Here is a 22,753-nt window from a genome sequence, read left to right as displayed (position 1 = left end):
GGTGTTAGTATGATAACTAAAAAACTACCATTACATATAGCAGACATCAAAAAGGCTCAAAACATTCTAGACCGAAATGCTCGTAAAACGCCATTAGTAAAATCATTTTATTTGACTAGTAAAACAGGCGGAGAAATTCACTTGAAATTAGAAAATATGCAATTAACGGGTTCTTTTAAATTTCGTGGTGCATTTAATAAAATGTCACAGCTGACAGATCAGGAAAAAGAGCGAGGAGTAATTGCTTGTTCCGCTGGTAATCATGCGCAAGGAATTGCTTTATCGGCTCATTTACTTGGTATTAAGAGTAAAATTGTTATGCCTATTTCTGCACCTCAGGCAAAAGTTGAAGCAACTAGAGGATATGGATCAGAAGTGATTTTATATGGTGAAACTTTTGATGATGCGAAGGCAAAATGTGAGGAGATTATTAAGGAAACAGGTGAAACATACTTACATCCATATGACGATATAGAAGTAATGGCTGGTCAAGGTACAATAGGATTAGATATTCTTGATGATATGTGGGATGTTGATACTGTCATTGTACCAATTGGCGGAGGGGGAATTATTTCTGGTATTGCTGTTGCATTAAAATCTTTTAATCCATCCATTCATATTATTGGTGTTCAAGCAGACAATGTTCATGGGATGAAAGCATCTTATGATAAAGGTACGATTGTAGAGCATTATGAGGCACCTACTATAGCAGATGGTTGCGCAGTTAAAATACCAGGTAATTTAACTTTTGAAGTTGTAAAAGAATTAGTAGATGATATTGTAACAGTATCAGAAAGTGAATTAGAAGTAGCGATGAAAGACTTATTACAGCGTGGTAAAGCTGTTGTAGAAGGTGCTGGCGCGTTAGCTACTGCTGCTCTACTTGCAGGGAAAGTGGAGCCATATATTAAAGGGAAAAAGGTAGTCGCGGTTATATCCGGTGGAAACGTAGACTTGCAGCGCATTTCGAGTGTTTGTGAGCAATTTTTTGTAGCTAATGAAGTGAAATAGTATTTTAAAAAATAGTGTTAAGAATGAGGAGCTAAGAGGATTGTTCTTAGCTCTTTTTAATTATGCCTGAGCTGAAGTAAATAATGACTCCATTTTTATTTTACTCTTTTCTCGAATTTCAGCATCTGCATGGCGCATTACAAATTTATGCGCTATAGCGATTGCTAAAACATCATCTAATAAGCCAATCCCAATAATAGCAGCTATATCTGGAATGAAGTCGATTGTTAATACGTAATAAGATAAAGCGGCTAATATGATGAATTTCGCTTTAGTAGGTAACCCTTTTTTCCTCATTGTGTAGTATAAAATAATACTTTCATATACGCTTGATTTCCCGAGGTTTGCTGAGCTTTTTTTGAATTTTTTCCAAAGTGTCTGTTTCTCCATATAAACACTCCTTTTACAAAAATATAGATTTTTTAAAAGGATAGACAAAGAAGTGAGGAAATAATCAATTTTATTGTTTTTCCTATTGTATATTCCATAAAAATAGGGAATTACCTGTTCAAAATAATAGACTGATCAAAGTTACTTAAATTCACGCAACCACCTTATTCATTAGGATAAAGATTCTGATATGTTTCCACTGTAAGTTTGATTAAATTCTTTAAAACATCGATGTCGATATTAGCTAGTTTATTAATATAAATGCAAGCCTTACTTTTTGTGTGTTTACCAAAGTTTTCTAATAGTTTTTCTCTTTCCTCACTTTCATAGGTCAAATAAAGACTAATTTTCGCTTTTCTTGGTGAAAAACCGACTAAAGGCGCATCCCCTTCACGTCCTGATGCATACTTATAGTGATAGCTACCAAAGCCTATAATGCTAGGACCCCACATTTTTGCATCGTAACCAGTTACTTCTTCAAAAATTTCTAATAACTGATAGGCATCTGCCTTCTTCTTCTCATTTTCCACACTTTCAATAAATTCAATTACACTATTTTCAGTTTCTTTCATCTTCGGCTCATTCATATATACACCCACCTATTCTCTGAATAAATTTATCTTAACATAAAACTTAAACTCAGTATTCAAACCAAATGCATCCGTACAATAAATTGTTCTTTGTAATAAATTTATGTACATGTCGTGGACCATCCTATGACATCAATATTTCCTCTTTGTACAAATCCTATTTGCAGTTGTTCTTTCATATTTTCAGTTACAATTGGTTTCGGTACTTTATTCGAAATATTCAGCATTCCTTTAATTTCACCGTATTGTTCCGGCATACTGGTCATTCGTTATCAAGGCCTAAATCTTAAAAAGTAATAAAAAATAAGGGATGATACATATTATACATGACTAATTCATAGTCAACAGCATCCAATATGATATGGGCAGGGCTAGAAGTGTTGGAGGTACTATGGCACAGTTGGGCATTATTAATAAGAGCCCAATAAAAAATTCTCTTGGATGCAAGAGGATTTTTTTATTGGGAATAGTAAGAGGGAGGGGAGGTGCATTACATATGGGAAAAGGTAGAAGTAATAATGCTGGTAAAAAGCAACCGAATTTCGATGATTCATCTAATTTCGCTAAACATAGCCAACCGACAGAAAAAAAGAAGAAATAAGAAAAGGAGCTCTCTTGATAAAGAGGGCTCCTTTTTAAGGTATATTGATATTTCAGCACAACATATCATTCGCTCAACCAAATATACCCTTATTAAGGTTATATGGAGAGTGGAGAAAATGATTGAATTATTACTTGTTCCAGCTGCAGGTTTAACGGTGGCACTATTCGGTGAAAAGCTCAAAAGTAAAAATGATGATAAACGAAAGATACAAGTGTTTTTTGAAGTATTAGGAATTGCAATTAAGAAAAAGAATTTGGTAAATGGTTTATACAACAGTTATAAAATATAAGACATATATCTGTCGATGAAAAAGTACGTGATGGTCAAATGATTTTGAATGATGAATGTAAAATAGTAGCAACGCCAGAACATACTTCGGGGTATATATTGCTATCATGGAGGAAAACTCGATATATGAAATAATAAAAAACCGATCTTTCTTATATCGAAAAGATTGGCTTTTTATTTCATAGATTCCGCGATTCTAATCAAATCAGTAACATTGTATTTTCTTTTTATGTATAGTTTGTTACCAAGGGCGATTATATATTGAAAACCGTCCTTCTGAAAGATAAGTTCATATGCTAAATCAAAATGAGGATTATATACTGCCTTTATATTATGTTTTAAATTGTAAAATTTAGTTCCCTTATGTACATATTGATTTAATTTATGTTGAACTGGTGAAACAGTGATTTTTAAAATCCCATTCAGATCTTCATTGTAGTATCGTAGTTCTAAGTAATCGTTATAGATGAACCCTTGAAATTCGTGAATGTCGAACGGGAATTTTGTAGGAGTAAGTATATGTTCCATACATTTCATTTCATATTCTTTTACAATAGTAGCTTCTTTCATAAGAGGATTAGTTCCATCATAAATTTGATTAATTTGGGATATCTTATTGTTTTTTGTTACTATTTCTAAAATGTAACTTATAGTAAATTCATTATTAGTGTCTTTGAAAAAAGAAATAAGAATTGTAGTATCCTCTTTTGGAGACGGTACTATTTTAATTTCATGAATATGTTTATTTGTTTGGAAAGTAGGTAGTTCAATTCCTTCTGTTACATATGACCTCATTAATATTTTATCATTTTTGAGTAAAGCTTGTTTGAAGTCACTTATCACATTTGTTTGAGATTTCGCCATAATAATTGAAGTCGATTGAAAATATAGTAAGAAAAATACGCAAAAAATCTTTATACATGTAGTGGTCAATTTCATCACCTTTTAACTATGCTTCCGTAAATTTGAAATATATATGTATAGGAGGGGAGAAAATGAGTTTATTATTTGATGTAATAATGGCTATAATTACATTTTACCCTCGAAATGACATGAAACTAAAACATCATATTGCTAAATTAAGTGAATTTGAATGGTTTCGAAGGCTACATGAAGATACAAAGTATACAAGATTAATTTGGAGTAATAGAAAAATTTAAAAGTTCATTTTGTCTACGACTAACATGGAAACATTAATAAATTCCGAGAAAAAACAAAAAGAGTTTGTGCATCTAGTACACGATGAATATAAAAAAAGAAGATAAGAATTTTTTTATTTTTCATATTTGGTGAAACAAATGGTACAATGAAAGCTAATGTGAAAAATAAGGAAAAGAAGTGGTCTATTTGAAAAACTTTTTAGAATTAGGAATTAGTGAAACTTTTAATCATACATTACGTGAAAATGGAATTACAGAAGCAACACCAATTCAAGAGCAGGCAATTCCTGTTATTATGTCAGGTAAAGATATTATTGGGCAGGCGAAAACAGGGACGGGTAAAACGTTAGCATTCGTGTTACCGATTTTAGAAAAAATCGATCCAGAGTGTAGTGATGTTCAAGCTTTAATTGTTGCACCAACAAGGGAACTAGCACTGCAAATTACGACTGAAATTAAAAAAATGCTTGTTCAAAGAGAAGATATTAATGTACTAGCGATTTATGGCGGGCAAGATGTAGCACAGCAATTGAGAAAATTAAAAGGCAATACACATATTGTTGTTGCGACACCAGGACGCCTATTAGATCATATACGTCGTGAAACAATTGATTTAAGTAATCTTTCAACGATTGTACTAGATGAAGCGGATCAAATGCTTTATTTCGGTTTCTTATATGATATTGAAGATATTTTAGATGAGACACCTGGTAGTAAACAAACGATGTTATTCTCAGCAACAATGCCAAAAGATATTAAAAAATTGGCGAAGCGATATATGGATGAACCGCAAATGGTTCAAGTACAAAGTGAAGAAGTAACGGTAAATACAATTGAGCAGCGTGTCATTGAGACGACAGATCGTGCAAAGCCAGATGCACTTCGTTTTGTTATGGACCGTGATCAGCCATTTTTAGCTGTTATTTTCTGTCGTACAAAGGTTAGAGCAAGTAAGTTGTATGATAATTTAAAAGGACTAGGTTATAATTGTGCTGAACTTCATGGTGATATACCTCAAGCGAAACGTGAAAGAGTTATGAAGAGTTTCCGTGAAGCTAAAATTCAGTACTTAATCGCAACGGATGTAGCAGCTCGTGGACTTGATGTAGATGGTGTAACGCACGTATTTAACTTTGATATCCCTGAAGATGTAGAGAGTTATATTCACCGCATTGGCCGAACAGGACGTGCAGGTGGATCAGGTCTTGCAATTACGTTCGTTGCAGCGAAAGATGAAAAACATTTAGAAGAAATTGAAAAAATGCTTGGTGCACCATTGCAAAGAGAAATAATCGAACAACCGAAGATAAAACGTGTAGATGAAAATGGAAAACCGGTACCAAAGCCGGCTCCAAAGAAATCAGATCAATATCGTCAAAGAGATAGCCGTGAAGGTTCAAGAAGTGGTTCAAAAGGTGGCCCAAGAAATAGTTCAAGAAATGATAACAATCGATCATTTAATAAGCCAAGTAATAAGAAAAGTAGTGCAAAACAAGGTCAGCAAAGACGTGGCCGTTAAATAGTGGTAATTGTAAAAGAGTCGCAGAATATTGCGGCTCTTTTTTTTGCTTGTATACAATAAGAGTGATGCCGAGAAAAAATGAAAATTTCATTCACCGTATTTAAAATAAATTTTATAGTCCAAAACCAGTAGAGCAAAGGTATTACTATCCTGTCGCAATTCAATAACAAGTGCAACTTATGTATGAACAATATTTAACTGGAAAAAGTCGAGAGAAAGCAATTTGTACTAGCGCCCCTGATGATACGGATTATGAAAAATCAATTGGTATAACGATAAGAAACCATTTTTTGCTAACAAAGAATTGGACGATTTGGTGAAAGAAATTCATAACATATTCAAACGGGAATGTGGTGCTGCAACAAAAAGAGAACGAAACTTATTATGTTTACTATTTCGGCAGAACACTTTGGTTGAAAGGAAAGGTATTGAAGCGGGAGAGTATTTTCATTACACATTCCGCAATTATCGAAATGGAACAAGAGAGGTTTATGAATGATTTAACTCATATTGGTAGATGGAAAAAATAAGGGCGTGTGAAGATTGAGCTTTCTTATTTATAAATTTAAACTAACAACCATTTTCGAACATTGGTCGAACGAGAAAATTATTGTTGCTGAAATGGAAAGTAAAGCAAGTTATCTGTATTGGCAGCAGTTCAGAGCAAAATTTATAACAATGTCGATGTCGGAATTTATGAAGTTTGTAAAGTGCGAGATTGAAGATGTTTTTGACATTAAGCGCATGTACAGTGCAGAGCCGGCTTTCAAGAAAATGTAAATGTAGCTTACGATCGTTGGGAACTGGAAAACTCATTTGTTCGTTTTGTTTGATGGAGAAATTGAAAAGCGCAACTGTCATCATTTTTGGGGAATTGCTTAATACGATTATGGGGACAATATCGTTCGAAGCTACCAGAAGGAGGAATATGCGGTACAAGAAAAAAGGACTAGCAGTCGTACCTGCCGTCCTTTAATAGGAGAAAAAGTATTCTTGTTTAGAACTACGCATAAACAGAAAATCTGCTTGTAATTAGTTTTACCCTAAATGTTCGTGTCTATACAAAAAAGGGATAAGTAAAAAATACTTATCCCCAGGAAGGGAAATCCCAAGCACCAAAATGGCTCGTATTGGTCTGCAGGTTCAAAAGTAGTATATGTAGAACGAAAAAATCTCATACAAAAAGCAGACAACGATTTTTGTTGTCTGACAGTGAGTCGAATGAGTTAGCTAATTGTGATAAATTGCATTCCCATTACGAGAAGAGTGAAGCTGCTAGTTCAAACAGCTTGTTGGTATTATTTTCGATATTTTAAAAAATATACAAGAAAAGCAGATAAGTTAAGAACTTACCTGCTTCTGCTGTAACAAAAGAAAGAAGTATTAGCCGTGGGTACGGCGGCTTGAAAATAGTATGTATTTTTATTTGAAAAATATTCAAGGGATGAAGAAACATGGAATGTTTGATAAAAGGTATCTATGAAATTAATCAGCGAATTAGTAAAACAAAAGAGAAAAACAATGAGCAAATATAACAATAAAAAGGTAAATGTTCAAAAGAGCGATGAGTATAAAGTAAAACAAAATAGTTATATTAAAGCTTGATTTTCATAAAAAATAAAGCACACATATAAGTGTGCTCTTATGAACGCTTTAGATTTGTATGACTAGATAGTCACCATACAATAAAATATGCTTGTTTGATATAAATGTGTGTCAAATCTATAACATATATTTTGTTGTATAAAAGGAACATTAAATGTTAATTAGCCAAGCATATTGTTTTTATTAAAGAATCTGTGCAACTGTTAATGCTGCAGAACGAATATCTACTATACCAATTACTTCAACCGGTGCAATTTGAATTAAATCACCAGGGTTTAAGTTAATTAGAATGACACCACTGGATACATCGACTTCACCGGTTCCGATAATATTAGAGCGGACTGCTGTTCCAGATCCTGCAATAATATTAGTTGACTTGTGGTGAAGGAACTGAAAGACTACAAAGCATTGTGCGTCCAGATGAAAAATCAAGAAGAACAGGCTCGAGCGGGGGGCATCGTTCTTTTTCCTATCTACGCTACTTTAAAAGCGAAAAAAACAGAAACAAAGACAACTTTTAAGGAGCCTAACAGCTGCTTTTTTATTTTGAACAGAAAAAAACTGTAGTGGCTCCTTTTCACAATACTACCTTATACTTATTGATTTTTCGCTTAACATCCATAAAAACTAATAGTGTTGCAATAGGGAAAAGACCTTTAAACCAAAGAAATCCAGAAGAAAATGCGACCGAGTGTACAAAATAAGTAATACCAAATAACCTAAGCATGAACTTTAATTCTTTTGATGAATATTTATAGTTTTTAAATCTTTCCCACATATGTATCAACTTCTATTCTTAAGATGTTCTGTAGTTTTACTTGATGATATCTCGCATGTTTCAGACAAAGAAAAGTAGGAGTTTTTTCTTTGTCTGAAAGTTCTAAAAGATATATAATGATTTTCTGACTATTAAATTTGGAGGGATACAAGTGAAAAATGAAACGTTACATACTCAAGAAGATATTACTAATATGCTCGATTCATTATTAAGACCGGCAGAACCATTTTGGAATAAATTTTATGCAAATAGAGAAAAAGATGTTCCGTTTTTTGAAAATGTTCCAGATGAGAATCTAGTTTCTTATATAGAAACAGGATGGATTTCCAAAGGGAAAGTGCTGGAACTTGGATGCGGGCCAGGAAGAAATGCAATTTATTTGGCGAATGAAGGATTTGAAGTAACAGCAGTGGATTTATCTATAGAGGGCATTAATTGGGCGAAAGAGAGGGCGTTAGCAAAAGGAATAGAAATCGATTTTATTTGTGATTCAATTTTTAATTTAGAGTGTCAAAATGATTTTGATTTTGTGTACGATTCGGGCTGTTTACATCACATTCCACCGCATAGGAGAATACATTATGTGGATTTAATTAAAAACTCATTGAAACCGGGTGGTTATTTTGGGTTAACATGTTTTGCAGCAGGCGATTTAGATGAGCGAAATGGATCAGAAATAACAGATTGGGACGTATATAGAGGGTGGAGTCTACAAGGTGGTCTTGCATATTCTGAAGAAAAACTGAGAGATATATTTAAAGAATTTGAAGTAATTGAAATTCGAAAGATGAGGCAAATTAGACAACCAAATACTATGTTTGGGGAATCATTTCTTTGGACAGCATTATTTAAGAAGAAATAAGAGAGTAGATAATTGACAAACTCATCGTTTTTATAGACAATATATTTATGAGAATATACGTTCGGTTATGTTGGCCGATGTATGTTTTGCATAAATACATAACAAGGGGCTGTCTTTATATGAGTAACACAAATCAAAAAATTACGACGTTTCTAATGTTTGAAGGAAAAGCTGAAGAAGCGATGAATTTTTACACGTCACTATTCGACCAATCAGAAATTGTAAGTATCTCGCGTTACGATGCAAATGGACCTGGTAAAGAGGGTTCTGTCATTCATGCAACTTTTACGCTAAATGGTCAAGAATTCATGTGCATTGATAGTTATGTAAAACATGGTTTTACATTTACACCATCCATGTCTCTTTATGTAACTTGTGAGACAGAAGAAGAAATTGAAACGGTCTTTCATAAACTAGCGCAGGATGGATCTGTACTAATGCCGTTAGGTTCTTATCCATTTAGTAAAAAATTTGGCTGGTTAAATGATAAATATGGCGTGTCTTGGCAGTTAACGCTTGCGGAATAAAAATTTAATAAGAAAAGCGTAGCCTATTTATAGCTACGCTTTTCTTATTAAGAATTTTGCTTGCCGAATCTTTCACCGAGTTTAGCTAACAATTCAGGCTGATCCCCTTGACTCATTACAACTTCAATAAAGATAAGTTGATTCGTATTTAAAGTTATATTCGTTAAGACTTCTGCTAACTCTATTTCATTTTCCACTTTACATGTTAGACTTTTTTCTTCTGATCCGAATATGTTTGCAAGTTTCGTGTAATCCCACATTTGTATGTCATTATACGGTTCGTTTTGTCCGTGAATTGCACGTTCAACAGTGTATCCGTTGTTGTTAATTAAAAATATAATCGGTTTTAAATTTTGACGAAGTATAGTCGATAACTCTTGAACAGTTAATTGGAAAGAACCATCACCAATAATTAAAATGTTACGCCGCGATAAATCAGCGAGCTGTGTACCGAGTAGAGCAGGTAATGTATAACCAATCGATCCCCATAATGGTTGCGCTACATATGTAGTGTTGCTTGGTAAAGGGATAGTAGCACTACCGAAGAAAGGTGTTCCTTGCTCTGCGATTAAAACATCGTTTTCTTGTAAGAAATGGTATATTTGTTGCCAAAAACGTTTTTGTGTAACCATTTGTGCTTTTAGATTGAACTTTTTAGTAATAGTTAGTGATTCTGAAATAAATTGCTTAATTTCAAGCGTTTCCTCATTACGATGTTCAATTAAATCACTTAACTGTTGTAAAACATCTTTCATTATAACGGGTCCATATTTTTTATCTATAATTTTCACAGCATAGGGATGGATTTCAATTACTTGCTCTTTCGTAAAACCTTGTGTAAAGCCACTAGTAATAGTATCAGTTAATTTCACACCAATACTAATAATACAGTCAGATTCATCAATTCTTTTTCGTAAGTATGGAGAACTAACATCACCAGTATAAATCCCTATAAATTGAGGATGCTTTTCAGGGAATATTCCTTTCCCCATACTTAATGTTGCGATAGGAAACCCAGTTTTTTCTACGAATTTATATAAAAATTCTTCCGCATGAAAACGATTCACTTCAAAATCAGCTAAAATAACAGGTTTTTTGGCACTATTTATTTTTGAAGTTGCATGTAGCAGCATTTTATCCAGCGCTTCCATATTACTTACAACTGGTTTATGTAAAATTGGATCCGTAGGTTTATTAATTGGTTTATTATACACATCAATTGGTAATTGAATATGAACAGGTCGCTTTTCACTCCAACATGCACGTAACGCACGATCAATTTCTTCAGCGGCATGTTCAGGTGTTAATTTTGATTGTGCCACCGTGATTTCTCTATATATATTGGAAAAATGATCGAACTTTCCATCACCTAACGTATGATGAACGAGTGCTCCATTTTCCATTACTGTTGTTGGTGGTGTCCCCGTGATTTTTATAATAGGTACGTTCTCTGCGTATGAGCCAGCAACGCCGTTAATGGCGCTTAATTCTCCAACACCGAAAGTGGTAATAAGAGCAGCCGCTCCTTTTATGCGAGCGTACCCATCTGCAGCATATGCCGCATTTAGTTCATTACAATTACCGATCCACTCTAGCTTTTCATGTGCTAGTACATCATCTAAAAAAGCTAAATTATAATCACCAGGAACACCAAATATATGCTCAATTCCTAATTCGCTGAGTCGATCTAATAAATATGTACTTACAGTATATTGCGTTTTCAATTGAATCATCTCCTAATTATGCAGTGAATATTTCAATAGACTAAAGAAGTTCTAATGTGTTCGTTAAAATATTGATTACTGGATTGTGGTATAATTTACATACAGGGGGAAAGTAGATGACTCAACATAAAGAAGAACAGATGAATGAAGCATTAGCATTATTTTATTTTGCATATAAAACATTTACTGAAAAGCCAGATGAAATTATAAAAGAGTATGGCATACAACGAGTGCATCATCGAATTTTATTTTTTATCGCACGTTTTCCAGGGATAAGCGTAAATGAGTTATTATCACTGTTAGAAATAAGTAAACAAGCTCTACACGGACCATTACGACAACTTGTGGAAAAGGGTTTAATTGAAAGTAATGAAGCGACACATGACCGTCGTGTGAAACAGTTATCATTAACAGAAGAAGGTACCGATTTAGAGAAAAAATTAAGCGATGTACAAAGACAACAAATGGGTGCTATTTTTTCAAAATTTGGTGAATCGTGTGAAGAAAATTGGCATCAAGTTATGAATGAAATGGCAAATAGCCGATCAGGTTTTGATGCTTGGATCTCGAAACGGGAAGTTACAATCGATCAAAAATGATAAGAAATACATCTGTTTTATAGTTTGAAAAAGAACAAATTTTATCCGTACATTTGGCAACTATGGATTGGTCATAGAGTGAATGGATAAAAACATACATTACTAGATACTTTAAACGTGTACGCAATGGAACAATACAATTCACATTTCCGAGAGGGGAATTATTATGATAAAACTTGTACTTATTCGTCACGGACAAAGTTTATGGAATCTTGAAAATCGCTTTACAGGATGGACAGATGTAGATTTATCAGAGAATGGATTAAGTGAAGCGAGAGAAGCAGGAGCAATATTAAAGAAAAACGGATATACTTTTGATGTAGCTTATACATCGGTATTAAAACGAGCAATCCGGACGTTATGGATTGTACTTCATAAGATGGATCTTGCTTGGGTCCCAGTACATAAATGTTGGAAGCTAAATGAAAGACATTACGGTGCATTACAAGGGTTGAATAAAGATGAAACTGCGAAAAAATATGGTGAGGAGCAAGTTCATATTTGGAGAAGAAGTATTGATGTAAGACCACCTGCTCTTACTGCGGATGATCCTAGATATGAAATGAATGAGCCAAGGTATAAAGCGCTTAAAAAAGGTGAGTTTCCATTGACTGAATGTTTAGTGGATACGGAGAAAAGAGTACTTGAATATTGGCATTCAGAAATTGCGCCGTCATTAAAAAGTGGTGAAAAGGTGATAATTTCATCGCACGGTAATACAATACGTTCGCTAGTGAAATACTTAGATAACCTTTCAAGTGATGGTGTTGTTTCATTAAATATTCCAACGAGTATACCACTCGTGTATGAATTAGACGATAATTTACGTCCAATTCGTCATTATTACTTAAGTATGGACGGAGAAGTACCAGAAGGGGAAATTCCGAAACATATTTCTTTTTAACATGAAAATTTGAAACGTATGCTTGTCTACATATACAATGTAGATTCAAGATAAAAGACGTGGTACCTTCTAATGTATATGCAATATTGCTAAATTTAGAAGCTTGTCCACGTCTTTTGTCATAAAGAGAGCTGCTTGTGCATGTAATGATATCGTGAGTAGTTTTTGAATGGAGGGTGATGTCATTGGTGATCTCTAACATTCGAATCGGCTTATTTATTTTAGCAATCGTTTTTCTAGTTCTTGTTTTCTTTTACTGGAGAAATGAAGAATTGTATGAGGAGAAGAAGCAACGAATTAGAAAGACTTGGTATGGGTTGTTTATAGTATCAGTCACCGTGTATTTCATGATAAAAGGAATCGATTTAACCCTCTGGAAAAATCTTTTAATGTTCACTGCAATGGTTATTTTCGTTGATATTGCATTTATTTTAACACCTAATATTTCAGAAATATGGGGAGCAAAATTTAGCGATATCGGCAAGACTGTTCAATCGATAAAACGGTCATTAATTGCTTCTAAAGCAAGAGGAGAAATATACACAACAATTATTCAAAACGTGAATCCAGCAGTATTCGGTACGATGGAATGGCATACGGAAGAAGAATATACAAAAAGTTTAAACGCATTTTTAGATTCATACGGGGAAAAGATTGGAGCGAAAATTGTTGTATTTGAAGCGGCAAAAGAATTAAATACAAACTTTCGCGGTATCCGCTCGCAATTTAGTATTATCGTTCCATTTGAACACATTGAGCAATTGAATGAGCAGAAAGCGGTGCAAGTAGAAAATGTCGGAATTATACCAGCAAAAATAGTGAGTGATGTTTTCATTGTTATTGATGGGAAGAAAAATAACCTACAAGATCGGGATTTTGAAAATGTATATAATTTAACAATACATCATAGTTATTTTAGTAAATAAGGACAGAAGTTTTTCTGTCCTTTTCACTTATACATAAATGTAAAGCAAATTTAGACAAACTTGTATAAAATCGGACAATCATTCCTACACTAGCACGTAGAGGTGATTGTAGTGATAAAAGATTATGACAATGATTTTTTTAAAGAAGATAATGAAGATACAACAGATTTCTCGTTAATAAAAGGAGATACATTACAGCAAGTAGAAGAGTTAGAAGAAGAATTAAAAAGAAAATGATACGTGTACACGCTGTCTGCATTTGCGATATAATATAAATAGAAGATTGTATCTTTTTGAAGAGGGGGAGAAGAGATGGCTGAAGTAAATGTACAAAAATCTTCATTTTTTAAAGAAAAAAAAGAAGAACCAAATACAGATTTCTCTCTTGTGAAAGGTGCGTTAACGGAAAATATAAATCGTTTAGAGAAATTAATGAATAATGGTACTTCAAAATATATGAGAACAAAAAAAACGAAAGAAAATGCATAGTGCATTTTCTTTCGTTTTTTTATACGATTAAATATTTCACAAGTGGATGTTAAAGTATGAAATGGAAAGGGAAAGTAATGAATCATGCTATAATGATAAAAGACTTACATATTATTTTTTTATTTTGAGAGGAGCTTAAAAATGTATTCTACTTTAGAACAATTAACAAAGCACCCTGTATTTTATCATTTTGCAGAAATTTCAAAGATTCCTAGAGGATCGGGCAATGAAAAGGAAATTAGTGATTATTTAGTTGGCTTTGCAAAAGAGCGTAACTTAGAAGTGATTCAAGATGAAGCATTAAATGTCATTATTAAAAAAGAAGCAACCACTGGTTATGAAAATGTACCAGCTATAATTATTCAAGGTCATATGGATATGGTATGTGAAAAAAATCAAGCAACCGTACATGATTTTGAAAAAGATCCAATTGAATTACGCATCATTGGGGACATGTTATATGCAAATCAAACGACTTTAGGTGCTGATAATGGTATTGCAGTTGCATATGCGATGGCTTTATTAGATTCAAAAGACATTCCGCATCCAGCACTTGAGGTAGTTATTACTACTGAAGAAGAAACAACAATGGGCGGGGCTTTCGCTGTTGATGCAAATCACTTTGATGGTAAGATTTTTATTAATATTGATTCTGAAGAAGATCATAAATTACTTGTAAGTAGCGCAGGTGGTGCGAAAGCTGTTGAAACAATTCCAGTCATTTGGGATGAAGCGCCAGCGAATACAGATGCATACCGTCTATATGTTGGTGGTTTAAAAGGCGGACATTCTGGTATGGAAATTGATAAACAACGCGGTAATGCGAACAAAGTATTAGGACGAGTATTACGTGATTTATCAGCAAATATTCAATTTGATATAAGTGAAGTTCACGGCGGATTAAAAACAAATGCAATTCCGCGTGAAAGTGTAGCTACAATTGTATTACGTACAGAAGATGTAGAGAAAGTAGAAGAAAAACTAGTATCTTGGACAAGAGTATTACAAGAAGAAATGCGTGCTGTTGATCCAGATGTTCACGTTACACTTACAAAATTGGATGAGAAAGTAGAAAAAGTATTTGCTAAAGAGACACAAAAGCAACTTATTTCATCATTATTCTTAATTCCAAACGGCATTCAAAGTATGAGCTTGGATATTAAAGGTCTAGTAGAAAGTTCAACAAATTTAGGTGTTATTGAAACGTTGCAAGATGAAATTAAATTACGTAACGAAGTGAGAAGTTCTGTAAGTAGTTTAAAACAACACGTTGCAGATGAAATTAAATGTATTGCCGAATTAGTTGGTGCAACATTTGAAATAGAGTCAGAGTATCCAGAATGGCCATACAATCCGAATTCACAAATTCGTAATTTATTTGAAAAAGTGCATCAAGAAAAATACAATAAAGAGATTGAAATCTTTGCAGTGCATGCAGGTATTGAATGTAGTGCGTTCGTTCAAAAGATGCCTGAATTAGATGCAATTTCATTCGGTCCAGATATATTCAATGTTCACACTCCAGATGAACATATTAGTATTTCTTCTGTTGTGAATAACTGGGGATTCTTCGTTGATGTAATGAAGGAGACGAAAGAGTTAGCTAAATAAATTGCTGAAATGAAGAGTAGCCTATAAAATTTTATAGGCTACTCTTTTGTATAGCGTTGTATTAGAAATTAACGTTTATTATTTTGAGATTTTAAAGCTGCCTCCATAATAATAATTTTCTCCAAGTTTCATAACAGCTACATATGTTCCAGGATTATAAGCCTTAGTAATAGGAGTTACAAATCTACCATAATTATGTTTTAAACCTGAGTCATAAATGGTTTTATATCTATGCAAGTTTATTTTGTCATTTTCATTTCCGCTCAATTGATATATTTTTACTATACCAGTATCTTTACCACCAGTATATATAGTAACATCGAATGTATCTCCGTGTTTCAAGTCACCAACTGCTAACTCTTCTATAAAATCTGCATTATGATGTAATAAAAAATAGTTTTGCCACTGCCAATTATCTAAAAATGGTGATACTTTTTGTGTAAGTTGCGATTGTGCAGACACAGGTGTGATTGTATAAATTGTATTCGAAAATAAAACTCCTCCAACAGTCAATGCACCAATAATTGTTGATTTCTTTAAAAATTTCATCTTCTAAACCTCCTAGTTAATAAAGGATTCAGAAATCTTTTTTGTGAAAACAAGCTGTGAAATCTAATGGTTGATAATATCTTCTATAATCATATTAACATTTATTGATTTATCTGACAAATTGATAAATAATAAAATTATATCAAGTGAGTTCAAGCTAAGATAAGAAAGAAGTTAGATGTATAGCTAAGAAATCTTTATTATTTGAAAACATGATTATTTTAAAATTGAAATTTCAATTCACACCTTAAGTTTGAGTACATAATTTTACAATTTGAATTATGTAATTTATGACGTTATGATTTTTTTATTATAAAAGAAAGGCTTGAATGTAATGATTCGTTGTTTGAGAAAGCTATAAAATGTTGCAGTCGCATTAAGTTTCTAAGTGAATTGCAAAGATCTACAATACTTAGAAGCTAGGAATAAAGTTATGAAGCTTCCATTAAAGGGACATTTTCTTGAATAATAGAAAGGAATATTCATAAGTAAATCGAAGTTAATTCAGAAGCTGTTATTTAGTATAGCATCGGGACGTACTACTCAGCATTAAGGAGGAAATCGATTATGAGTGACACACAGACATTACGAGGATTAACCACAGTCAGTTTTTGGACGGATGATATGACAGCGGCAAAGAAGTGGTACGCCGAACTGTTGGGCATCGAACCTTACTTCGAACGTCCAGGATATACCGAGTTTCGTCTTGGCGATTACCAGCATGAGCTGGGGCTGATTGATAGCCGCTATGCGCCCGATGGTACAGCACCCAGACCGGCCGGTGCTGTAGTGTACTGGCACGTCGATAATGTAACAGCAACTTTCAAAAATCTGCTGTCTATGGGAGCGAGAGAATACGAGGCACCCACAGAGCGCGGCGAGGGTTTTATTACTGCTTCCGTGGTCGATCCCTTTGGGAACATCTTAGGGATTATGTACAATCAGCATTATTTAGAGGTTCTGGGTTCGACTAGAAAAACGTAACTTCACAGTTCACCGAGGCTTGGTAAGTTGCACTGTGGAGGATAGCGATTATTTATGCAGATATGCAGTTGCAGCTGTCTCGAGTTATGTGATGCTTACCTTAATTGTTCCAAATTCTGCTTCTACTCTGGGGACGAAAAGAACAAGAAAAGTGAGAAGGGTCTCACGAGGTAATAGTAAAGGACTATTTTAGAATAGAGCACGTTTGCACAATAACACTTAGATTTAAACAACTTTATTGTTGCATTTTTAAGTGTAGTAAAGTATTTTACATCAAAAATTAAAAGACTTTATTTTAACCCCTTCTTAAAGTCAGAACGGGGTTATACGTGTTTTAGATATTAAAATTAAATAACGTTATTGTCATTTTAAAATTACTTCAAAGCAACATATTTTTCACTTCAACAAATTTCACTTCATCGTCTTTCCAAATGATAATGTCTTTTCCTCCATCATTAGGGCCAGGTGCAACTTGTGCTCGATCCCCAAGAGAATTAAATAAGTCAGCGATTAAGTATTCAAATTTTCGTGGATCCATTTTCTCTAGATATTCACGATTAGCCTGCTCTCTCAATTGGTTCATACGAATTTCCTCTTCTGAGACTTGTGTCGCTTTAAGGATTATTCCTAATCCAAAAACGATGACTAATGAAAGGATAGCCCAAATCATGCAATTTATCTCGGTATGAGTATGTCCCGAATGAGAATAATTAAAATCCTTGATAGCTAATAAACCAGTGTGTTTCGATATCTAATCGTGACACACTGGTTTTGTTTTTTGAAAATGTGGAACAAATGTATTATTTAGATTGTCTATTCATTGTAATCCTAAAAAATATGAAAGTACGGATCATCTTGAAAAATACAAAGATATGAAAAAAAGGGATGTGTGTAGGGATACAAAATATCAGTGCGCCTAAAAGTTGGGATGAGATGGTCTATATAAAAGAGATCCTAATGTATGTATATAGCATTTGATAAAACTGTCTATTTTTATAGGGATTATGCTAGAATATCGTTTTTTGAGTACAAAGATATTGGAGGTATGAGAATTGAAAGGTATGTTTTACAAAAAAATCATTGTAATAGTAACAGTGCTTACACTATTTTGTAGCATAGTTGTTACATCTGGAAGAGCATCAGCGGAAACAGTTTCTGCTATAGAAGTAGAAGCAGGATCAGCAATTTTAGTAGAAGCAAATTCCGGAAAAATTTTATATGAAAAAAATGCAGATGAATCATTAGCAATTGCTAGTATGACAAAAATGATGAGTGAATATTTAGTTCATGAAGCGGTGGAGAATGGAAAACTTAAATGGGATCAAAAAGTTAAAATTTCTGAATATGCATATAAGATTTCACAAGATCGTTCCTTATCAAACGTTCCATTAGAAAATGGTGGTTCTTATACGGTCAAAGAGTTATATGAGGCAATGGTAATTTATTCTGCAAACGGTGCAACAATTGCTTTAGCTGAAGAGATTGCTGGAAAAGAAGTTAATTTCGTAAAAATGATGAACAATAAGTCAAAAGAGTTTGGAATGAAAAATTATAAATTTGTAAACTCAACAGGTTTAACAAATTATGATTTAAAAGGGCATCACCCAGAAGGGACAACTCCAGACGAGAAAAATAAAATGTCCGCAAGAGATTGTGCGATTTTAGCACAACGTCTTATTCAAGATTTTCCGAAAATATTAGATACTGCAAAAATCCCTAAAAAAACATTCCAACAGGGTGGTAAGTATCCAATTGATATGACGAACTTTAACTGGATGTTAAAAGGTTTAATTAAGCAATACGAAGGTGTAGATGGGTTAAAAACAGGAACTACCCCAGAAGCTGGTGATTGTTTCACTGGTACAGTAGAAAGAAACGGAATGCGTTTAATCTCTGTCGTGATAAAAGCAAACTCCCATGCAGCACGTTTTGATGAAACGAAGAAATTATATGATTATGGATTTGCGAATTTTGAAATGAAGAAAGTTTATGGAAAAGATTCAGTAGTAAACGGGCATGAAACAGTGCGAGTAGCAAATGCAAAAGACAAAGATGTAGTTGTTCAAACAAAGCAAGCTGTTTCACTTCCAATGCCAAAGAGCAACAAAGACGTATATAAAAAAGAATTTAAAGTATGGAATGAAGAACAAGAAGCACCTATTAAAAAAGGTGTAACAATTAGTAAAATGATTATCTCGCCTAAAGATAGTACAGATCCTGGGTTTTTATTAGGTAAATCATTAAAAGTAGACCTTGTAACAAAATCTGATATAGAACAAGCAAATTGGTTTACACGTTTTATGCGTAACATCGGATCTTTTTTTAGCGGCATGTGGGATAGTGCGGTTGATATAGTAAAAAGCTAATTTATGTGGATGGCTTAGAATTGAAGAGTGCATTGATTTTCAAATTTTGTCCTTCGGAACTTTTTGTATTGCTATTAAGCTAAAATAAATTTGTATCTATATAATCAAAAACGCTATTTTTTTTGTAGAAATATACAAAAAGGATGGCGTTTATTTTGATTTTTTGATTCAAAGCACTCTGGTACAAGGATAGTTTAATAAAGTTACACAGGATAAAAGAAGATTCATTATTCAATTAAATTACATTGAAAATAGATATACACTGTGAACTATTATATAGTGTATATAGGAATAACAAAAAGGGGGACTACATATGTGGAAGCGATTTGTAGCGATTGGTGATAGTTTTACAGAAGGCATAGGGGATGAAGTTGAAGGAATCGCATTAAAAAGCTGGGTAGATCATTTTGTTCAACTTTGTGCATTGGATATAGAATATGCTAATTTTGCAAAGCGTGGGTTAGTAACTAAAGAAATTCGCTCACAGCAATTGGAAAAGGCATTAACTTTTAATCCAGATTTGGTCAGTCTAATTGCAGGTGCAAACGATGTTTTAAAAGGACATTGGAATTATCAAGAATATAAGAACGATATGGAATTTATGATAGATACATTAAGTAAAACAGATGCTGATATTATTATAGCAAGCCTTCCAGATTTTACAGTTCGGCTTCCATTTTCTTCTGAAAAAAAACAAATGTTAAAAAAACAATTATTAGAGGCAAACGAAGTTATACTTTCACTGAGTAGAGAGTATAAGCTTCATTATGTTGACTTTTGGAATCATCCATTAGTTAATGATAATTCACTTTGGTCTACGGATTTAATTCATCCAAACTCAAAAGGATATGTAAAAGTTGCTGAATTAATTCATAGTAGTTTACCTGTACATGACTCTTCTAAATAAGCTTTAGAGTGAATGAATCCCACAGTCGCATACAGCGTCTATAAATTAAACTTTAAGTAATTTTTTTGTTGAAGGCCCCTTAGAATAAGGGGCCTTTTTGGTATTAAATATCTACAAAAAGGATCAGAGCTGGGAATCTAAACAAAAAGATATTTTAAATAATAGTGTTAGATACGCCCCTTTTGTATGTAAGAATATTAATATCTTCTCCTTCGAATGGAACTTAATCATAAATTATTTTTTTGTAAATGTGGAACAATTTCATTACTTACACTGTCTATTAAGCGTTACAACATTTTTTATTTAATTTATTAAGAAAGGAATAAACATTTTTAACTAAGGGAGAAGATTGAATTGAAAAAATTATGGATGCTGCTTTTCTTTTGTTTTGCAGTTATATTGGTAGGATGTAATAAAAACGAATCGCCAAAACAAGCATTTGAAGAATATATCAATTTATGGAATGATAGAGAATTTGCAAATATGTATGATCATTTATCAGAACATACAAAAAAAACGATTTCTAAAAAGGAATTCACAGAGAAATATCAAAAAATTTATGAAGGTATTGGCGCTAAGAATTTAAAAGTTAAAACGAAAGGAGAGAATGCTAAAGATAAAGAACTTTTTCTTTTTGAAGTTAAGATGGATACGGATGGAGGAACAGCTTCATTTATCCATGAAGCAAAACTTGTAAAAGAAAAAGAATCTTGGAAAATAGATTGGACACCAGATTTCATTTTTCCAGGTATGAAAAAAGATTACAAAGTACGTATGCAAATAGAACAAGGAAAACGTGGAGAAATATATGATCGAAATGGGAAAGGTCTTGCAACGAATGGTAAAGCGACTGAGGTTGGAATTATTCCAGAGAAACTAGGTGAAACGGCGGTTCAAACAAAAGAAACAGTAGCACAATTACTTGATATGTCTATAGAAGAGGTCGATCAGAAGCTTACAGCGAAATGGATAAAACCAGATTCCTTTGTACCAATTGGTATTTTAAAAGAGGGAACTAGACAGAATGATTATATTGAATTAGAAGGAGTTTCATCTCGCCCAGTAAATATTCGGACGTATTCATTAGGAGAAGCGGCGGCGCACTTAACTGGTTATATAGGAAAGGTGAATGCAGAGGAGTTAAAATCGCTTCAAAAAAACGGGTATCAAGCTGATGATTTAATTGGTAAGACAGGTTTAGAGAAAGTATTAGAGAATAAATTGCGTGGCGAAAAAGGTGGACGCGTATTTATAGAAGATGAGAGTGGGAAAGAGATTAAAAACGTAGCAAAAAAAGAAGCGAAAGCAGGGGAAAGTGTTACGTTAACAATTGATGCTACAATTCAAGAAAAAATCTTTAATGAGATGAAAAATGAAGCAGGATCTAGTGCAGCGGTCAATCCTAAAACGGGTGAAACTATCGCACTTGTAAGTAGCCCTGCTTATAATCCAAATACAATAGTTAGAGGCGTATCAAAAGCCCAACGAGAAGCATGGAATAACGACTCGAAACTACCAATGATGAATCGTTTCACACAAGCATTTGTACCAGGTTCCGTATTTAAAACGATTACAGGTGCAATTGGTTTGGAAACAAACACTATAAACCCTAAGGAAGAATTTAAAATTCAAGGATTAAAGTGGACAAAAGATTCATCTTGGGGAAATTATTATGTAACACGTGTGAAGGAAGCTAGTCCAATTGATTTTGATAAGGCAATGAAGTACTCTGATAATATTTATTTTGCTCAACAAGCTTTGAAAATGGGAAAAGATCAGTATGTAAATGAATTTAAGAAATACGGATTTCATGAAAAACTACCAATCGAATACGAATTTCCTATTTCAATCATTGCAAGAGATGGGATAAAAAATGATATTCAACTAGCAGACACTGGATACGGACAAGGACAAGTATTAATGACACCACTTCATTTAGCATTAACATATGCACCGATCGTAAATGAAGGAAATATTCCGTCGCCTCATCTTTTAAAAGAAGCAAAAGTAGAAGGGAATTGGAAAGAAAATGTGGTTTCAAAAAAGAATCAAGAGATATTAAAGAGTGCATTAATAAAAGTCATTAATGACCCTGATGGCGCGGGGAGAATTGCTAAGGTTGATGGTATAACTCTTGCTGGTAAAACCGGTACAGCAGAACTGAAAGAGTCAAAAGAAGCAGACGGAAAAGAACTTGGATGGTTTGCAGCTTTTGATGCAAATGCGCCCGACATGATTGTTACCATGATGATCGAAGATGTAAAAGGAAGAGGGGGGAGTAACGTTCCAGGCGAAAAAGTAAAACATGTTTTTCAGAAATAATAAGTAACTATAAGGTGAAATCTTTTACTACATTC

At 33.4% G+C, this 22,753-nt stretch carries 20 protein-coding genes and 5 pseudogenes; 17 read left to right on the top strand and 8 right to left on the bottom strand.

The features are described 5' to 3' along the window. Nucleotides 1–9 precede the first annotated feature (9 nt). On the top strand, nt 10–1,011 hold the full coding sequence (gene tdcB / locus ACTFOB_RS02250; RefSeq protein WP_440024267.1) for a bifunctional threonine ammonia-lyase/L-serine ammonia-lyase TdcB: 1,002 nt from the start codon (nt 10–12) through the stop codon (nt 1,009–1,011). Between the two features lie 60 nt (nt 1,012–1,071). Here tdcB and ACTFOB_RS02245 read toward each other — a convergent pair whose 3' ends face one another. The 3 genes from ACTFOB_RS02245 to ACTFOB_RS02235 all read right to left on the bottom strand — a co-directional run bounded on the left by ACTFOB_RS02245 (nt 1,072) and on the right by ACTFOB_RS02235 (nt 2,248). After that, a complete protein-coding gene (locus ACTFOB_RS02245; RefSeq protein ID WP_166705456.1) occupies nt 1,072–1,401 on the bottom strand; it encodes a YkvA family protein in 330 nt (109 codons plus the stop codon). Nucleotides 1,402–1,565: 164 nt separating this feature from the next. Further along, on the bottom strand, nt 1,566–1,988 hold the full coding sequence (locus ACTFOB_RS02240; RefSeq protein ID WP_440024266.1) for a DUF1801 domain-containing protein: 423 nt from the start codon (nt 1,986–1,988) through the stop codon (nt 1,566–1,568). A gap of 104 nt (nt 1,989–2,092) precedes the next feature. Next, on the bottom strand, nt 2,093–2,248 hold the full coding sequence (locus ACTFOB_RS02235) for a hypothetical protein (RefSeq protein WP_440024265.1): 156 nt from the start codon (nt 2,246–2,248) through the stop codon (nt 2,093–2,095). 462 nt (nt 2,249–2,710) lie between these two features. On the opposite strand from ACTFOB_RS02235, the pseudogene ACTFOB_RS02230 reads away from it, so the two are divergent. Next, nucleotides 2,711–2,848: pseudogene (locus tag ACTFOB_RS02230) on the top strand (FtsK/SpoIIIE domain-containing protein); the annotation flags it as partial. Then, nucleotides 2,839–2,988, top strand: a pseudogene (locus ACTFOB_RS02225) (MBL fold metallo-hydrolase); the annotation flags it as partial. The pseudogenes ACTFOB_RS02230 and ACTFOB_RS02225, both read left to right, overlap by 10 nt. Before the next feature lie 69 nt (nt 2,989–3,057). Here ACTFOB_RS02225 and ACTFOB_RS02220 read toward each other — a convergent pair. Beyond that, nucleotides 3,058–3,816: a hypothetical protein gene (locus ACTFOB_RS02220; RefSeq protein ID WP_440024781.1), complete on the bottom strand. Its 759-nt coding sequence runs from the start codon at nt 3,814–3,816 to the stop codon at nt 3,058–3,060. A 62-nt stretch (nt 3,817–3,878) separates the two neighbouring features. Here ACTFOB_RS02220 and ACTFOB_RS02215 point away from each other — a divergent pair. Then, nucleotides 3,879–4,148: pseudogene (locus ACTFOB_RS02215) on the top strand (hypothetical protein). Between the two features lie 73 nt (nt 4,149–4,221). Continuing rightward, nucleotides 4,222–5,562, top strand: a complete 1,341-nt coding sequence (locus ACTFOB_RS02210) for a DEAD/DEAH box helicase (protein ID WP_440024264.1) — start codon at nt 4,222–4,224, stop codon at nt 5,560–5,562. A gap of 1,791 nt (nt 5,563–7,353) precedes the next feature. On the opposite strand, the pseudogene exsF reads toward ACTFOB_RS02210, so the two are convergent. Next, nucleotides 7,354–7,539, bottom strand: a pseudogene (exsF, locus tag ACTFOB_RS02205) (exosporium protein ExsF); the annotation flags it as partial. A 560-nt stretch (nt 7,540–8,099) separates the two neighbouring features. Between exsF and ACTFOB_RS02200 the strand changes: the two are divergent. Further along, on the top strand, nt 8,100–8,810 hold the full coding sequence (locus ACTFOB_RS02200) for a class I SAM-dependent methyltransferase (protein ID WP_440024260.1): 711 nt from the start codon (nt 8,100–8,102) through the stop codon (nt 8,808–8,810). A gap of 119 nt (nt 8,811–8,929) precedes the next feature. Next, the gene (locus ACTFOB_RS02195) at nt 8,930–9,337 is read left to right on the top strand and encodes a VOC family protein (RefSeq protein WP_440024259.1); all 408 of its coding nucleotides are present in this window, start codon (nt 8,930–8,932) and stop codon (nt 9,335–9,337) included. A gap of 47 nt (nt 9,338–9,384) precedes the next feature. Here the strand turns inward: ACTFOB_RS02195 and ACTFOB_RS02190 are convergent, their stop codons facing one another. Further along, nucleotides 9,385–11,070, bottom strand: coding sequence for an alpha-keto acid decarboxylase family protein (locus ACTFOB_RS02190; RefSeq protein ID WP_440024258.1), 1,686 nt, complete (start codon nt 11,068–11,070; stop codon nt 9,385–9,387). A 107-nt stretch (nt 11,071–11,177) separates the two neighbouring features. On the opposite strand from ACTFOB_RS02190, the gene ACTFOB_RS02185 reads away from it, so the two are divergent. From ACTFOB_RS02185 to pepD, 6 genes are all read left to right on the top strand, one after another. Next, a complete protein-coding gene (locus tag ACTFOB_RS02185; RefSeq protein ID WP_440024257.1) occupies nt 11,178–11,660 on the top strand; it encodes a MarR family winged helix-turn-helix transcriptional regulator in 483 nt (160 codons plus the stop codon). A gap of 166 nt (nt 11,661–11,826) precedes the next feature. After that, a complete protein-coding gene (gpmA, locus tag ACTFOB_RS02180; protein WP_440024256.1) occupies nt 11,827–12,564 on the top strand; it encodes a 2,3-diphosphoglycerate-dependent phosphoglycerate mutase in 738 nt (245 codons plus the stop codon). A gap of 188 nt (nt 12,565–12,752) precedes the next feature. Continuing rightward, nucleotides 12,753–13,490 carry a type II toxin-antitoxin system SpoIISA family toxin gene (locus ACTFOB_RS02175; RefSeq protein ID WP_141403215.1) on the top strand — a complete coding sequence of 246 codons (738 nt, stop codon included), beginning with the start codon at nt 12,753–12,755 and terminating at the stop codon, nt 13,488–13,490. A gap of 111 nt (nt 13,491–13,601) precedes the next feature. Next, nucleotides 13,602–13,727, top strand: a complete 126-nt coding sequence (locus tag ACTFOB_RS02170; protein WP_000588712.1) for a hypothetical protein — start codon at nt 13,602–13,604, stop codon at nt 13,725–13,727. A gap of 75 nt (nt 13,728–13,802) precedes the next feature. After that, entirely contained in the window at nt 13,803–13,979 is a 177-nt protein-coding gene (gene spoIISB, locus ACTFOB_RS02165; RefSeq protein ID WP_215563266.1) for a stage II sporulation protein SB, read from the top strand. A gap of 141 nt (nt 13,980–14,120) precedes the next feature. Then, nucleotides 14,121–15,590, top strand: a complete 1,470-nt coding sequence (gene pepD, locus ACTFOB_RS02160) for a beta-Ala-His dipeptidase (protein WP_440024253.1) — start codon at nt 14,121–14,123, stop codon at nt 15,588–15,590. Nucleotides 15,591–15,668: 78 nt separating this feature from the next. On the opposite strand, the gene ACTFOB_RS02155 is transcribed toward pepD, so the two are convergent. Further along, nucleotides 15,669–16,139, bottom strand: coding sequence for a DUF5065 family protein (locus ACTFOB_RS02155; protein ID WP_440024251.1), 471 nt, complete (start codon nt 16,137–16,139; stop codon nt 15,669–15,671). 567 nt (nt 16,140–16,706) lie between these two features. Here ACTFOB_RS02155 and ACTFOB_RS02150 point away from each other — a divergent pair. Further along, a complete protein-coding gene (locus tag ACTFOB_RS02150) occupies nt 16,707–17,123 on the top strand; it encodes a VOC family protein (protein WP_440024249.1) in 417 nt (138 codons plus the stop codon). Between the two features lie 394 nt (nt 17,124–17,517). On the opposite strand, the pseudogene ACTFOB_RS02145 reads toward ACTFOB_RS02150, so the two are convergent. Continuing rightward, a pseudogene (locus ACTFOB_RS02145) lies at nt 17,518–17,793 on the bottom strand (restriction endonuclease); the annotation flags it as partial. Nucleotides 17,794–18,175: 382 nt separating this feature from the next. On the opposite strand from ACTFOB_RS02145, the gene ACTFOB_RS02140 reads away from it, so the two are divergent. From ACTFOB_RS02140 to ACTFOB_RS02130, 3 genes are all read left to right on the top strand, one after another. Continuing rightward, nucleotides 18,176–19,489: a D-alanyl-D-alanine carboxypeptidase family protein gene (locus ACTFOB_RS02140; protein WP_440024247.1), complete on the top strand. Its 1,314-nt coding sequence runs from the start codon at nt 18,176–18,178 to the stop codon at nt 19,487–19,489. 313 nt (nt 19,490–19,802) lie between these two features. Continuing rightward, nucleotides 19,803–20,396, top strand: coding sequence for an SGNH/GDSL hydrolase family protein (locus ACTFOB_RS02135; protein ID WP_440024246.1), 594 nt, complete (start codon nt 19,803–19,805; stop codon nt 20,394–20,396). A gap of 354 nt (nt 20,397–20,750) precedes the next feature. Beyond that, entirely contained in the window at nt 20,751–22,718 is a 1,968-nt protein-coding gene (locus tag ACTFOB_RS02130; protein ID WP_440024245.1) for a penicillin-binding transpeptidase domain-containing protein, read from the top strand. Nucleotides 22,719–22,753: the final 35 nt, after the last annotated feature.

This window comes from Bacillus cereus group sp. MYBK79-1, assembly GCF_051915365.1.
GTDB lineage: Bacteria > Bacillota > Bacilli > Bacillales > Bacillaceae_G > Bacillus_A.
This window is presented reverse-complemented; position numbering and strand designations above follow the sequence as displayed.

Bases quoted from the DNA above. Each gene is read 5' to 3' on its own strand.
- tdcB (WP_440024267.1), top strand. From the start codon at position 10: ATGATAACTAAAAAACTACCATTACATATAGCAGACATCAAAAAGGCT.
- ACTFOB_RS02245 (WP_166705456.1), bottom strand. From the start codon at position 1,401: ATGGAGAAACAGACACTTTGGAAAAAATTCAAAAAAAGCTCAGCAAAC.
- ACTFOB_RS02240 (WP_440024266.1), bottom strand. From the start codon at position 1,988: ATGAATGAGCCGAAGATGAAAGAAACTGAAAATAGTGTAATTGAATTT.
- ACTFOB_RS02235 (WP_440024265.1), bottom strand. From the start codon at position 2,248: ATGCCGGAACAATACGGTGAAATTAAAGGAATGCTGAATATTTCGAAT.
- ACTFOB_RS02195 (WP_440024259.1), top strand. From the start codon at position 8,930: ATGAGTAACACAAATCAAAAAATTACGACGTTTCTAATGTTTGAAGGA.
- ACTFOB_RS02190 (WP_440024258.1), bottom strand. From the start codon at position 11,070: ATGATTCAATTGAAAACGCAATATACTGTAAGTACATATTTATTAGAT.
- ACTFOB_RS02185 (WP_440024257.1), top strand. From the start codon at position 11,178: ATGACTCAACATAAAGAAGAACAGATGAATGAAGCATTAGCATTATTT.
- gpmA (WP_440024256.1), top strand. From the start codon at position 11,827: ATGATAAAACTTGTACTTATTCGTCACGGACAAAGTTTATGGAATCTT.
- spoIISB (WP_215563266.1), top strand. From the start codon at position 13,803: ATGGCTGAAGTAAATGTACAAAAATCTTCATTTTTTAAAGAAAAAAAA.
- pepD (WP_440024253.1), top strand. From the start codon at position 14,121: ATGTATTCTACTTTAGAACAATTAACAAAGCACCCTGTATTTTATCAT.
- ACTFOB_RS02155 (WP_440024251.1), bottom strand. From the start codon at position 16,139: ATGAAATTTTTAAAGAAATCAACAATTATTGGTGCATTGACTGTTGGA.
- ACTFOB_RS02150 (WP_440024249.1), top strand. From the start codon at position 16,707: ATGAGTGACACACAGACATTACGAGGATTAACCACAGTCAGTTTTTGG.
- ACTFOB_RS02135 (WP_440024246.1), top strand. From the start codon at position 19,803: ATGTGGAAGCGATTTGTAGCGATTGGTGATAGTTTTACAGAAGGCATA.